The sequence below is a fragment of the Pseudomonas sp. NY15435 genome (assembly GCF_048068295.1).
GTDB lineage: Bacteria > Pseudomonadota > Gammaproteobacteria > Pseudomonadales > Pseudomonadaceae > Pseudomonas.
In genome coordinates this window covers 693,996-706,880 of sequence record NZ_JBLUQA010000001.1, presented here as the reverse complement: position 1 = coordinate 706,880, position 12,885 = coordinate 693,996, and the positions used below count along the sequence as shown (strand labels likewise).

At 65.6% G+C, this 12,885-nt stretch carries 10 protein-coding genes; 5 read left to right on the top strand and 5 right to left on the bottom strand.

What is annotated here, in order from left to right:
* Positions 1-42 precede the first annotated feature (42 nt).
* The 3 genes from ACNFH5_RS03355 to ACNFH5_RS03345 are packed head-to-tail and all read right to left on the bottom strand — an operon-like array spanning position 43 to position 2,702.
* On the bottom strand, positions 43-876 hold the full coding sequence (locus ACNFH5_RS03355; RefSeq protein ID WP_416744178.1) for an ABC transporter ATP-binding protein: 834 nt from the start codon (positions 874-876) through the stop codon (positions 43-45).
* The gene (locus tag ACNFH5_RS03350) at positions 864-1,670 is read right to left on the bottom strand and encodes an ABC transporter permease (protein ID WP_024764976.1); all 807 of its coding nucleotides are present in this window, start codon (positions 1,668-1,670) and stop codon (positions 864-866) included. Before ACNFH5_RS03350 ends, ACNFH5_RS03355 begins: the two co-directional genes overlap by 13 nt.
* Before the next feature lie 57 nt (positions 1,671-1,727).
* On the bottom strand, positions 1,728-2,702 hold the full coding sequence (locus ACNFH5_RS03345) for an ABC transporter substrate-binding protein (RefSeq protein WP_416744176.1): 975 nt from the start codon (positions 2,700-2,702) through the stop codon (positions 1,728-1,730).
* A 319-nt stretch (positions 2,703-3,021) separates the two neighbouring features.
* On the opposite strand from ACNFH5_RS03345, the gene ACNFH5_RS03340 reads away from it, so the two are divergent.
* The 4 genes from ACNFH5_RS03340 (at position 3,022) to ACNFH5_RS03325 (ending at position 8,919) form a co-directional block, all read left to right on the top strand.
* Entirely contained in the window at positions 3,022-5,415 is a 2,394-nt protein-coding gene (locus tag ACNFH5_RS03340) for a carbohydrate-binding family V/XII (protein ID WP_416744174.1), read from the top strand.
* Between the two features lie 78 nt (positions 5,416-5,493).
* Entirely contained in the window at positions 5,494-6,471 is a 978-nt protein-coding gene (locus tag ACNFH5_RS03335; protein WP_416744390.1) for an AEC family transporter, read from the top strand.
* Positions 6,472-6,819: 348 nt separating this feature from the next.
* The gene (locus ACNFH5_RS03330; RefSeq protein ID WP_416744172.1) at positions 6,820-8,124 is read left to right on the top strand and encodes a CitMHS family transporter; all 1,305 of its coding nucleotides are present in this window, start codon (positions 6,820-6,822) and stop codon (positions 8,122-8,124) included.
* Between the two features lie 33 nt (positions 8,125-8,157).
* Entirely contained in the window at positions 8,158-8,919 is a 762-nt protein-coding gene (locus ACNFH5_RS03325; RefSeq protein ID WP_416744171.1) for a TerC family protein, read from the top strand.
* Between the two features lie 71 nt (positions 8,920-8,990).
* Here the strand turns inward: ACNFH5_RS03325 and ACNFH5_RS03320 are convergent, their stop codons facing one another.
* Together ACNFH5_RS03320 and ACNFH5_RS03315 are read right to left on the bottom strand one after the other, a co-directional pair.
* Positions 8,991-9,476 carry an LEA type 2 family protein gene (locus ACNFH5_RS03320; RefSeq protein ID WP_416744169.1) on the bottom strand — a complete coding sequence of 162 codons (486 nt, stop codon included), beginning with the start codon at positions 9,474-9,476 and terminating at the stop codon, positions 8,991-8,993.
* A 17-nt stretch (positions 9,477-9,493) separates the two neighbouring features.
* Entirely contained in the window at positions 9,494-10,801 is a 1,308-nt protein-coding gene (locus ACNFH5_RS03315) for a PQQ-dependent sugar dehydrogenase (RefSeq protein ID WP_416744167.1), read from the bottom strand.
* A gap of 338 nt (positions 10,802-11,139) precedes the next feature.
* Between ACNFH5_RS03315 and ACNFH5_RS03310 the strand changes: the two genes are divergently transcribed.
* Positions 11,140-12,864 carry a Na/Pi cotransporter family protein gene (locus ACNFH5_RS03310; protein WP_416744166.1) on the top strand — a complete coding sequence of 575 codons (1,725 nt, stop codon included), beginning with the start codon at positions 11,140-11,142 and terminating at the stop codon, positions 12,862-12,864.
* The last annotated feature ends 21 nt before the right edge of the window (positions 12,865-12,885 follow it).

Genomic DNA, 12,885 nt, shown 5'->3' with positions numbered 1-12,885 from the left:
CCTTGGGAGAGGGCTGGGGTGAGGGATAGCGGCGACGGGCTTTCAATGCGCCTCTTCCAGATCGTCGTGCAGCAGCCCGAGGATCTCGCGCTTCATCTCGATGAACTGGCGGTCCATGACCATGTCCAGCGAGCGCGGGCGCTCGATGGGCACGTCGAGGATGCGTTTGATGCGCCCTGGGCGCGCGCCCATGACGTAGACGCGGTCGCCCAGCAGGATGGCCTCGTCGATGTCGTGGGTGACGAACACCACGGTCTTCTTGCTGTGGTCCCACACGCGCAGCAGCAGTTGCTGCATCTGCATGCGGGTCTGGCTGTCGAGGGCACCGAAGGGCTCGTCCATCAGCAGGATCTGCGGGTCGTTGGCCAGCGCGCGGGCGATCGCCACGCGCTGCATCATTCCGCCAGAAAGCTGCTTGGGGTAGTTGTTCTCGAAGCGGCGCAGGCCGACTTCGTCAAGGTAGTAGTCGACGATCTCGCGGCGCTCGGCCGCCGGCATGCCGCGACGTTTGAGGCCGAATTCGACGTTCTGGCGCACGGTGAGCCAGGGGAACAGGGTGTAGCTCTGGAACACCATGCCGCGGTCGGCGCCGGGGCCGTCCACCAGTTGCCCGCCGACGTAGATGTCGCCCTCGGTGGGCTCGGACAGGCCGGCAGTGAGGTAGAGCAGGCTCGACTTGCCGCAGCCGGACGGGCCGACAATGACCGCGAACTGCTGGTCCGGTACTTCGAAGGAAACGTTCTCCAGCGCGCTGAAGGTGCCGCCGTCCGGCGTGCGGTAGCGCAGGCTGACGTTCTCCACCCGCAGGCGGGCCGGGCTGGCAGGTTGCTGACCGGTCACGGATTGTTCTTCCTGCTTGATCGCTACTGCGCCCATGACGCCACCTTCAGTCGAATGAATCGGAACAGTTGGTCGGTAATCAGGCCCAGCAGGCCGATGATGGCGATGGCCAGGAAGATCACATCGACCTGGAAGCCGCGCATGGCCTTGAGGCTGATGTAGCCCAGGCCACTGGAAGCAGCGACCAGTTCGGCGACCACCAGGTAGGTCCAGGCCCAGCCCATGGTCACGCGCAGGGTGTCGAGCACGCCGGGCAGCGAGGCCGGGCCGAGCACGTGGAGGACCACGTCGCGACGGTTGCAGCCCAGGGTGTAGGAGGCGTTGACCAGGTCCTTGGCGACGCCGCGGGAGACGTCGGCGATCATCACCAGTTGCTGGAAGAACACGCCGAAGATGATCACGGTGACGCGCTGTTCCAGGCCGATGCCGATCCACAGGATGAACAGCGGCACGAAGGAGGTCACCGGCAGGTAACGGATGAAGTTCACCAGCGGTTCGAGGAAGGCCTGGACGATGCGGAAGCTGCCCATCAGCAGGCCCAGCGGCACGGCCACCAGCGAGGAGATGATGAAGCCGATCATCACCACCTTGACGCTGGCCATCACGTGGGTGGCGAGGGTGCCATCACTGGCCAGGCGCACGCCGGCCGCGAGCACCGCGTCCGGGGTCGGCAGGAACATCGCCGGCACCACGCCGCCGTAGGAAAGCCCGGCCCACAGGCCGAACACGAGCAGCCAGCACAGGGTGCCGGCGGACCAGACCAGCTTCAACGGCAGGTCGACCTTGGGCGTCAGGCAACGGCTGAGCCAGGATTGCGAACGACGAGGCATCGCGGATTCCTCCAGGCGAGCGGCGCCAGGCCGCCCGCGGGGACAAGAGTGAGACGGTTACTCGGAGACGAAACGCGGGTCGACCAGGTCGTCGTAGCTGACTTCCAGGCGCTTGCCCTGCAGGCCGCTCCAGGTCTCGTTGGCGAGACGGATCAGGCCCTTGATGTCGCCGGGCTTGCCGGGGGTGCCAATGAGCTGCTCGCTCATCGCCTTGTCGTAGAAGCGCACGCCCTTGGCGGCATCGGCCAGGGCCTTGGGATCGGAGAGGTAGCCGCCGACGCCCTTGGCCATGATGGCGTAGGCCTCGTCCGGGTGCTCCTTGGTGTACTGCACGGCCTTGTACAGGCCTTTCACCAGGGCCTTCACGTCCTCGGGCTGCTTCTCGATGACGTCGCAGTTGAGGGCGACTACGTCGACGATCACACCGGGGGTGGTGGAGCTGTCCACCAGCACCTTGCCCTGCTGCTTCTCGCGGACCAGCGAGAGATGCGGCTCCCAGGTCACGGCGGCGGGCACGCGGCCGGCGATGAAGGCGCTGGCGGCATCATCGGCGGTCATGTTCTGCACCTTGATGTCGCTCATGCTCATGCCGGCATGCTTGAGCAGGTAGGCCAGCCAGAACTGCGAGACGGAGCCTTCGTTGACCGCCACTTCCTGGCCCTTGAGCTGGGCCAGCGAGGTGACGTCCTTGCCCACCAGCACGCCGTCGCCGCCATGGCTGTCGTCCAGCGCGGCCACGGCCTTGAAGCAGAACTTGGGACGGTACTTGAGGATTTCGTCGATGGTGGAGGCCGAGCCGGAGAGCTGGCCGGAAGCCTGGGCCGCCATGTACATCGAGGCTTCCTCGATGGTGGTGAGCTGCAGGTCCAGGCCCTGTTCCTTGAAGTAGCCCAGGTCGCGGGCGAGGTACAGGGTGCCGTAACCGACCCAGGTGGTGTGGCCGATGGACAGGGTGCCGGCCTGCGCGCCGGAAACGGCGGCGAGGGCCAGGGCGGAACACGCGATGGAACGCACGAGCAAGGACTTGATCATGAAGCACTCCCACAGCCGTTTGGCTTTTGTTGTTGATTTACTGCGGCAGTGGCCAGGAGGCCGGTAAAACCGGGACATGGGCGGCATCGAGCTCTTTGGCTCAGCGTCTGAAGGCTTTGTCTCGCGACATGTCTGACAGGCCGATGGTGGCCGAAGCGGGAGGCTCGGAAAATTATTAAATATGTCGTTGCGCCATAAGAAAAAGCTGCCTTGCGGGCAAAACTGCACCAGCATGGCGCAGGGGAGAGCTCGGGGCCGCGCGGGTTGTTCCGCGCTGCACTAAGGTTGAACGCAGCTCTCCTCAAGGAAGGTTTCCAGCATGGCTTTACGTCCCGTTCTGTCGGCCCTGGCGTTCGCCATCGGGCTATCGCTGCACCCTGCTCTTTCCTTCGCCGCCGATCCCCAGGCCCCGGCCGTCACCGAGCTGAAATGGCCGCGGGATTTCGCCCTGGGCGAACAGCACGTGCAGATCTTCCAGCCGCAGATCGAGGGCTGGGACGGAACCCGCATGAGTGGCCGCGCGGCCATCGCCATCGGGCCCGCCAACGGCGCACCGACCTACGGCGTGGCGCAGTTCTCCGCCGCTGCCGCCATCGACAAGGCCACGGGGCTGGTGCAACTCACCGACCTGCGCATCGACAAGGTGGAAGTGCCCACTGCCCCGGACAGCGCCGGCAATGTGCGCGACGCGCTGGTGGCGCGCTTGCCCAAGGACGGCCTGACGGTCTCCCTCGATGAGCTGCAGGCCAGCTACGCGGTGAACCAGCAACTCGATCAGTTGCGCCATGTGGACGTGAAGAACGACGCGCCGCAAATCGTCTTCGCCGCGACGCCGACCGTGCTGGTGATGATCGACGGCCAGCCGAATTGGCAGGCCCTGCCGGGCAGCGACTTCCAGCGCGTGCTCAACAGCCGCGTGTTGATCCTGCGCGACGCCCAGGGCAACCACTACCTCAATGCCGCCGGCAACTGGTACACGGCCCAGGCGCTGGATGGCAGCTGGCTGGTGCTGAGCCAGCCACCCAAGGCGCTGCTCAACGCGCAGCAGGTGGCGGAGAAAGCCGGCCCGGTGGACGCGTTGCTGCCCAAGGACGGCAAAGTGCCGAGCAAGGCGCCTGCGATCCTGGTAGCGACCCGCCCCACCGAGCTGATCGTCAGCGACGGCACCGCGCAGATGCAGCCGGTGGACGGCATCAGCCTGCTGACGATGCAGAATGCCGACCACGCGGTGTTCGTCGATCCAACCCACAACACCTGGTACGTGCTGCTCTCCGGACGCTGGTTCAGTGGCCCCGGCGAGAAGGGACCATGGCAGTTCGTCGAGGGCAAGGACTTGCCCGCCGATTTCGCCAGGATCTCGCCCAAGGACCCGAAGGCCAACGTGCTGGTCTCGGTGCCCGGCACTCCTCAGGCCAAGGAAGCAGCCATCGCGGCGAGCATCCCGCAAACCGCCTCGGTCTCGCGCAGCAAGGCAACCATGAAGGTCAGCTACGACGGCGCACCCAGCTTCCAGCCCATCAGCGGCACCAGCCTGCAGTACGCGGTGAACACACCGACGCCGGTGATCGAGGTCGCGCCCAACCAGTTCTTCGCCGTCACCAACGGCGTCTGGTTCGTCGCCCCCAGCCCCACCGGCCCGTGGCAGGTGGCGACCGAGGTGCCGGCGGCGATCTACGGCATCCCGCCCAGCTCGCCGGTGTACTACGTGACCTATGTGCACATCTACTCGGTCACCCCGCAGACCGTGGTGGTGGGCTACACGCCCGGCTACCTGGGCGTAGTGGTGAACGGCGATGGCACGGTGGTCTACGGCACCGGCTACACCTACCCGGCCTACGTCAGCCAGACCGTCTACTACGGCTATCCGCCGACCTACGGCTACGGCGCGGGCTTTGCCGTGGGCGCTCTGACCGGCTTCGCCTTCGGTTACGCGGCGGGCGCCTACTGGGGGTCTCCGGAGCCCTACTGGGGTCCGTACTGGGGCCCCTATCCGCACGGCGGCTGGAGCTACGCCAACGTGAACCAGGCGAACTTCTACGGCCGCTGGGGCCAGGGCACGGTCACCCACGCCTATGGCTACAACGGCTGGACCGGCACCCAGTGGCAAGGCAGCTCGGCGGTAGGCTACAACCCGCGCACCGGTACGCACTTCCAGGGCGCCCAGGGTTCGGCCTTCAATCCCTACACAAACGAGGGCGCGGCCGGGCGGCGCGGGGCTTACTCCAACGCGTCCACCGGCATGTCCGGCGCAGGCCGCGGCGGTGTCGCCTACGACGCCGACAGCGGTGACTTCAAGGCTGGCCAGCAGGGTATCCAGCACAACGCCCGGACCGGTCGCACCACCATCGCCGAGCGAGGTATCTCCGGCGACGTGGACGATGGCCGCGGCAGCTACGACAAGCAGAACCAGGGCGTCAGCTACAACCGCCGCACCGGCAATGCGGTAGCCTGGAAGAACGGCGACGTGTATGCCGGCCACGACGGCAACGTCTATCAGCACACCGACAGCGGCTGGCAGCAGCACACCAGCAACGGATGGCAGCCGGTTCAACAGAACCAGGCCAACGTCCGCAGCCAACTGGACCAGCAGTACCAGTCGCGCCAGATCGGCCAGCAACGCTTCGGCCAGACCCAGCGCCAATGGGGCGGCGGCGGCTTCGGTGGCGGGCATTTCGGCGGTGGCCACTTCGGCGGAGGCGGTTTCCGTCGCTGACTCTGTGGACAAGGTTTTCCACAGCGGCTGCGTCTGTGGAAAACCGCTTCAGGCAGCGTGAAAACTTATCCACACGCCTTGCCCTTCCCCGCGCGCCCTCGGCAAGATGCCTGCCTCCACCACCCTCTTGGGGTTACCGTGACCGCTCTGTTCCAGGCCCTCTGGCCGTTGTTCGCGCTGATCGTCGGCGGCTTCGTGCTGCGCCGCAAAGGCTTTCCCGGCGACGCCTTCTGGCCCGCTGCGGAGCGGCTCAACTACTTCATCCTGTTCCCCGCGCTGCTGGCCAGCAGCCTGGCCAGCGCACCGCTGAACGATCCCGGCCTCGCCCGTCAGGCGTTGGCAGTCATGCTGGGCCTGGGCGTCGCCTGGGTCGCCCTGCTGATCGTCAAGCGCCTGCGCGGCTGGAACGCCGCGCGTTTCGGCGCTATTGCCCAGGGCGTGCTGCGCTTCAACACCTACCTGGGCCTCGCCGCTGTCGGCAGCCTTTACGGCAAGCCGGGGCTGACCCTGGCCGCGCTGATGCTAGCGCTGATGGTACCGACGGTGAACGTGATGTCGGTCTGGGCGCTGACCGCCGAACGCGGCATCAGCCTGCGTTCCCTGCTGCTGCCCATCGTGAAGAACCCGCTGATCCTTGCCTGCGTCGCTGGCGCCCTGCTCAACGTGACGGGCATAGGAATGCCCGGCGGCACTGACCGGCTGTTCAACCTGCTGGCGGTAGCCAGCCTGCCGCTGGGCCTGCTCTGCGTGGGCGCCGCCCTGCAGCCGCAGGAACTGCGCGCAGAAGTCTCGGCGCTGGGCTGGAACTGCGCGATCCGCCTGCTGGCCATGCCGCTGCTGGCCTTCGCCATCGCCCGCCTGCTGGCGCTGCCGCCGCTGGAAAGTGCCCTGCTGGTGATGTTCTTCGCGCTACCCACAGCCCCGACTGCCTATGTGCTGACCCGCCAGTTGGGCGGCGAGAGCGGACTGATGGCCGGGATCATCACCCTGCAGACCTTGCTGGCCGGCGCCAGCCTGCTGGTGGTGATGGGGGCGATCCAGGCGCTGGGCTCCTGATGCCGTCCACCGCGACTGGATTGAACCTGTCGGAGCGAGCTTGCTCGCGAACTTGCAGCACGCTGGTCACTTATTCACAGGAGATGTTCGTTATTCGCGAGCAAGCTCGCTCCTACAAAGACGCACCGATCAGCGGTCGTCGACTGCGAAAGCCTGCTGAAAGCTTGACCCCCTAGCATCGCCGCCTCGGTCCTCCCGGCCGGACCTGCGTTCGCGCAGCGTACAAAAACAACAATCGGTGATCGCCCATGCCCCGCTTCCTGTCCCTATCCGCCCCGACTCCGTCCGCTCCGCGCGTACTTATCCACAGCCGCTGCTAATCCTTCGCGCCGACCCGGAGTTATCCCCATGCTGACTTTCCTCGCCTTCGCCATGGTGGCGACCTTCATGTTCCTGATCATGACCAAGCGGCTCTCGGCGCTGATCGCGCTGATCCTGGTCCCGATCGCCTTCGCCCTGCTCGGCGGATTCGCCAAGGGCCTGGGGCCGATGATGCTGGACGGCATCCGCACCCTGGCGCCGACCGGCGTGATGCTGATGTTCGCCATCCTCTACTTCGCCATCATGATCGACTCCGGGCTGTTCGACCCCGCGGTGCGGCGCATCCTCAGGCTGGTCAAGGGCGACCCTCTGAAGGTGTCGATGGGCACCGCCGCGCTGGCGATGATCGTCTCGCTGGATGGCGACGGCTCGACCACCTACATGATCTGCGTCGCCGCCGTGCTGCCACTCTACAGCCGGCTGGGCATGAGCCCGCTGCTGATGGCCTGCCTGATCATGCTCTCCAGCGGCGTACTGAACATGACGCCCTGGGGCGGCCCCACCGCCCGCGCGGCCAGCGCGCTGCACGTGGACCCGGCAGACATCTTCGTGCCGATGATCCCGGCCATGCTCGCCGGCATCGCGGCGATCTTCGGCCTGGCCTGGGTCTACGGCAAACGCGAGCGCGCCCGCCTGGGCGAGCTGCACCTGCCCACCGACCACGAGGCCATGGCGGAAGTGAGCGTGTCGCAGTATCCCGAGGCACGTCGACCGCACCTGCTGTGGTTCAACGCGGTGCTCACGGTGGTTCTGATGGGGACCCTGATCGCCGGCCTGTTGCCCATGCCAGTTCTCTTCATGATCGCTTTCGGTATCGCGATGATCGTGAACTATCCCTGCATCCTGGAGCAAAAGAAGCGCATTGGCGCCCATGCCGAGAACGTTCTCGCGGTGGTCTCGCTGATCTTCGCCGCTGGCGTGTTCACCGGGATTCTTTCCGGAACGGGCATGGTCGAAGCCATGTCCAAGAGCCTGCTGGCGGTGATCCCGCCGGCACTCGGGCCGTACCTGGCGACCATCACGGCGCTGGTGAGCATGCCGTTCACCTTCTTCATGTCGAATGACGCTTTCTACTATGGCGTGCTCCCGGTACTCTCGCAGGCCGCCGCGCAGTACGGCATCAGCCCCGTGGAAATGGCCCGCGCCTCCATCGTCGGCCAGCCGGTGCACCTGCTCAGCCCACTGGTGCCGTCCACCTACCTGTTGGTGGGCCTGGCCAAGGTGGACTTCGGCGACCACCAGCGCTTCACCCTCAAGTGGGCCGTGCTGGTGTGCCTGGCGATCCTGGCCGCGGCCCTGCTACTGGGCCTGTTCCCCCTGTTCAATCAATGAATGGCTTAACGACTGACTTCGAGTACCGATTAAATGGAATGGCTCACCAGCCCTGAAATCTGGATTGCGTTCTTCACCCTGACTGCCCTGGAGATCGTCCTGGGCATCGACAACATCATCATGATTTCCATCCTGGTCGGCCGCATGCCCAAGCACATGCAGCCGCGCACGCGCTTCTTCGGGCTGGCGCTGGCGATGGTCACCCGCATCCTGCTGCTGCTCTCGATCACCTGGGTGATGCGCCTCACCGCGGACCTGTTCCACGTGTTCGGCCAGGGCATCTCCGGGCGCGACCTGATCCTGTTCTTCGGCGGGCTGTTCCTCCTGTGGAAAAGCAGCAGCGAGATCTTCCACGGCCTGGAAGGCGAAGACGAAACCGAGGACGAACCCAAGAGCGTGATGGGCGGCTTCCTCGGCACCATCATCCAGATCGCCATCATCGACATCGTGTTCTCGCTGGACTCGGTGATCACCGCCGTGGGCATGGTCTCCAACGTGCCGGTGATGGTTGCGGCGATCATCGTCGCGGTGCTGGTGATGATGCTGTGCGCCGGCGCCATCAGCGACTTCATCGACAAGCACCCGTCGCTGAAGATGCTGGCGCTGTCCTTCCTCATCGTGGTCGGCACTGTGCTGATCGCCGAAGCCTTTGAAGTCCACGTGCCCAAGGGCTACGTCTACTTCGCCATGGCCTTCTCGCTGGCGGTGGAAGCCCTGAACATCCGCATGCGCACCGCGCGCGGGAAGAAGGACGTGGACCCGGTAAAACTGCGCAAGGACATTCCGGGCCAATAGCCTGCAAGAGCTATCCACAGGCGCACTGTGAAGAAACAAAAAGCCGGGCTATCCACAGCCCGGCTTTTTATTCACAGCGGATTGCTTGGACGTGCCACCGGCTCAGGCCAATTCAGCACGCCCTTGTCGTTGAAGCGCACCGTACCGAACAGACCGCCGGCCAGCTTGCCGTTGATCTCGTAGGGCATGCCTTGGCGCGGCGGCCCGCCCGACAGGCCCCAGGCCTGGCGAAAGGCAGAGAACGCCGAGATGCTCACCGGCACACTGATCACCGCTTCTCCGAAGCGCGGCACTTGCCCGCTGGCATCGCTCACGCCGCTGGCCAACGGCTGGCCGTTCACCGACAGATCCAGGGCGATACCGTTGTAGTCGATGGCCTGGTCATTGGGGTTCTGCACCCGCAGCTTGACCGTGAAACGCGCTTCCATGCCCTGGCCGCTCGCCGGTTCCAGGCCGACCAGATCGATGCGCAAGGGGTCGCGTGTGCCGAACAGGCTGCTGCAGGCGCCCAGCGCCAGCAGCAGGGTCATCAGGGCAATACGCCGGGCAATCGCCATGCTCTCTCCTTATCGGTTCACTTAAGGGTAGCCGGGCGCAACCGCCACACCGTGTTCCCCACATCGTCGGCCACCAACAGGCCGCCGAACTTGTCCACAGCGACGCCCACTGGCCGCCCCATGGCCTCGTCCTTGTCGTTGACGAAGCCGTCCAGCACCGTCACTGGCTGGCCGTTGGGCTTGCCACTGCCGAAGGGGATGAATACCACCTGGTAGCCGCTGCGCGGTTTACGGTTCCACGAGCCATGCTGGCCGATGAACACCCCGCCACGATAGCGCTCCGGCAGCAGGCTGCCCTGATAGAAGGCAAGGCCGAGGGAGGCGGTGTGCGCGCCGAGGGCGTAGTCCGGCACCAGAGCCTTCTCCACCATGTCCGGACGCGGCGGCTCGACGCGCTTATCCACATGCTGGCCGAAGTAACTCCAGGGCCAGCCGTAGAAGCCGCCGTCCTTCACCGAGGTCATGTAGTCGGGCACCAGGTCGTTGCCCAGTTCGTCACGCTCGTTCACCGCGGTCCACAGGGCGCCGCTGTTGGGTTCCCAGTCGAGGCCATTGGGGTTGCGCAGGCCGGAGGCGAACACCCGCACGTTGCGAGTGGACAGGTCGATCTGCAGGATCGCCGCGCGATTCTTCTCGGCGTCCAGGCCGTTCTCGCCGACGTTGCTGTTGGAGCCCACGGTGGCGTAGAGGTAGCGGCCATCCGGGCTGGCGAGGATGTTCTTGGTCCAGTGATGGTTGATCGGTCCGCCCGGCAGGTCGACGACCTTCTCGGCCTTGGCGTTGATCGTCGTCTCACCGGTCTTGTAGGGGAAACGCACCACCGCGTCGGCATTGGCGACGTACAGCCAGTTATCCACAAGGGCCATGCCGAAGGGCGAGAACAAGCCTTCGAGCAGCACGCTGCGCTGCTCCGGCACGCCGTCGCCGTCGGCATCGCGCAGCAGGGTGATGCGGTTGGCGCTGGGCACCGATGCCCCAGCCTTGGCCATGACCTTGCCGGCAACCCAGTCCTTCAGTCCACCGGACTCTTCCTTGGGCGGCGCCGAGCTTTCCGCCACCAGCACGTCGCCATTGGGCAGCACGTAGAGCCAGCGCGGGTGTTCGAGCTTGTCGGCGAAGCGCTGCACTTCCAGGCCTTCGGCCGCACGCGGCATCTGCTCGGCGGGCCAGCCGGTGGCATTGGCGATGTTAACGGTAGGCAGCAGGCTGCTCTGGGGTTCCGGCAGTTGTGGTTGCGGTCCGGTGCCGGCGGTGAACGGCAGGGCGGACTTGTCACCGCAACCGGCCACGGCCAGTGCGATCACGAGGGGGAACGACCAACGCATGGGACTACTCCTCGGCCTTGGGTGAGTTTCTTTCAGCAAATGGACGGCAGTCTAGACATTACCGCCCGCCATTCCGTGCGAATTAACCGATGCAAAGGCGCTCGCATCTGCTTTTGATCGGCTTTACTGACAGACAGGATTCTCGGCAAATCAGCGATTTGGCGAACCCTCAAGGAAGAACGAGGGTCTACCATGACAGTCTTGTGACAATCGCCTGAGTGTTGCCGTGTCCTTCTCGGCCCTCCGCGCTGTCTGTACGGAGCCGCGGGCGAGGTCGTTACAGGGTCCGTAGACGGACGCACCGCTTGCGGGCCCGCTTGAATGCGAGGGGGCCCGACATGCTCAAACTGCTCGATCTGCTCTCTGCCGTCGCCCTGTTGGTGTGGGGCACACATATCGTCCGCACCGGCATCCTCAGGGTCTACGGCAGCAACCTGCGAAAAATCCTCAGCCGCAGCGTGGAAAAACGCCCGCTGGCCTTCGCCGCCGGTATCGGCGTCACCGCCCTGGTGCAGAGCAGCAACGCCACGGCGCTGCTGGCGACTTCCTTCGTCGCCACCGGGCTGATGGCCCTGGCGCCGGCGCTGGCGATCATGCTCGGCGCGGACGTCGGCACGGCACTGATGGCGCGGGTACTGACCCTGGACCTGTCGTGGCTGTCGCCGCTGCTGATCTTCTTCGGGGTGATCTTCTTCCTCGGCCGGCAGAAGTCGCGCCTGGGCCAACTCGGTCGGGTGTTCATCGGCCTGGGGCTGATCATCCTGGCGCTGCAGCTGATCGTTGCGGCGGCAGAGCCGATGACCCAGGCCAAGGGCGTGAAGGTGCTGTTTTCCAGCCTGACTGGCGACGTGATGCTGGACGCCCTGACCGGCGCGCTGTTCGCGATGATTTCCTATTCCAGCCTCGCCGCCGTGCTGCTCACTGCGACATTGGCGGCGTCCAAGGTGATCTCGCTGAAGGTGGCGCTGTGCCTGGTGATCGGCGCCAACCTGGGCAGCGGCATTCTGGCGATGATCAGCGCTTCCTCGCAGAACGCCGCCGGCCGCCGCGTGGCGCTGGGCAGCCTGTTGTTCAAGGTCGCCGGCTGCGCCCTGGTGCTACCACTGGTGGGCCCGCTGGCCGACTGGATCGACCATTGGCAATTCAGCACCGCCGAACTGGTGATTGCCTTCCACGTGCTCTACAACACTACCCGCTGCCTCGCTTGCCTGCCGCTGACCGGGCAGATGGCGGCGTTCTGCACGCGCATCATGCCCGACCGCCATTCGCCCGAAGACGTCGTGCGCCCGCGCCACCTTGACCCGGCAGCGCTGGATACGCCCAGCCTGGCACTGGTCAACGCCGTGCGCGAAACCCTGCGCATGGGCGATATCGTCGAGCAGATGCTGAACAACCTGATGCAGGTTATCCACAGCGGCGATCCGCTGCTGGGCAAGGAGATCCGCAAGCAGGACGACGATGTCGATGCCCTCTACACCGCCATCAAGCTGTACCTGGCGCGCATGCCCCGCGAGGACCTGAGCGAAGCCGACAGCCGCCGCTGGGCGGAGATCATCGAACTGGCGATCAACCTCGAGCAGGCCGGCGACATCATCGAACACATGCTCGGCGCCGTGCAGGACAAGAAGACCTCGCGCAGCCGCTCCTTCTCCGACAACGGCCTTGAAGAGATCACCGTGCTCCACGGACAACTGGTGGCCAACCTGCGCCTCTCGCTGTCGGTGTTCCTCAATGGCGACCAGGAAGGCGCCAAGCGCCTGCGCCGCGCCAAGCAGCGCTTCCGCCTGCAAGAGCGGCGCTTCGCCCATTCCCACGTCGATCGCCTGCGCCAGCAGGTGGTACAGAGCATCGAGACCAGCTCACTGCACCTGGACCTGATCAGCGACATGAAGCGCTTGAACTCGCTGTTCTGCGCCATCGCCTATGCTGTTCTGGACAACCCGGACGCCAGCGGTTCGGTAATCGGGGAGCCTGTGGAAGACGAAGACTTCGTCGAGCGCGAAGTCGAGGCCGTACAGGATCCCCAGCGGCCGGCCTCCCCCGGCTCCAGCGCGACGGGTTGATGGCCAGGGGGCCTGAGCGGT

Bases quoted from the DNA above. Each gene is read 5' to 3' on its own strand.
- ACNFH5_RS03355 (WP_416744178.1), bottom strand. From the start codon at position 876: ATGGGCGCAGTAGCGATCAAGCAGGAAGAACAATCCGTGACCGGTCAG.
- ACNFH5_RS03350 (WP_024764976.1), bottom strand. From the start codon at position 1,670: ATGCCTCGTCGTTCGCAATCCTGGCTCAGCCGTTGCCTGACGCCCAAG.
- ACNFH5_RS03345 (WP_416744176.1), bottom strand. From the start codon at position 2,702: ATGATCAAGTCCTTGCTCGTGCGTTCCATCGCGTGTTCCGCCCTGGCC.
- ACNFH5_RS03340 (WP_416744174.1), top strand. From the start codon at position 3,022: ATGGCTTTACGTCCCGTTCTGTCGGCCCTGGCGTTCGCCATCGGGCTA.
- ACNFH5_RS03330 (WP_416744172.1), top strand. From the start codon at position 6,820: ATGCTGACTTTCCTCGCCTTCGCCATGGTGGCGACCTTCATGTTCCTG.
- ACNFH5_RS03325 (WP_416744171.1), top strand. From the start codon at position 8,158: ATGGAATGGCTCACCAGCCCTGAAATCTGGATTGCGTTCTTCACCCTG.
- ACNFH5_RS03320 (WP_416744169.1), bottom strand. From the start codon at position 9,476: ATGGCGATTGCCCGGCGTATTGCCCTGATGACCCTGCTGCTGGCGCTG.
- ACNFH5_RS03315 (WP_416744167.1), bottom strand. From the start codon at position 10,801: ATGCGTTGGTCGTTCCCCCTCGTGATCGCACTGGCCGTGGCCGGTTGC.
- ACNFH5_RS03310 (WP_416744166.1), top strand. From the start codon at position 11,140: ATGCTCAAACTGCTCGATCTGCTCTCTGCCGTCGCCCTGTTGGTGTGG.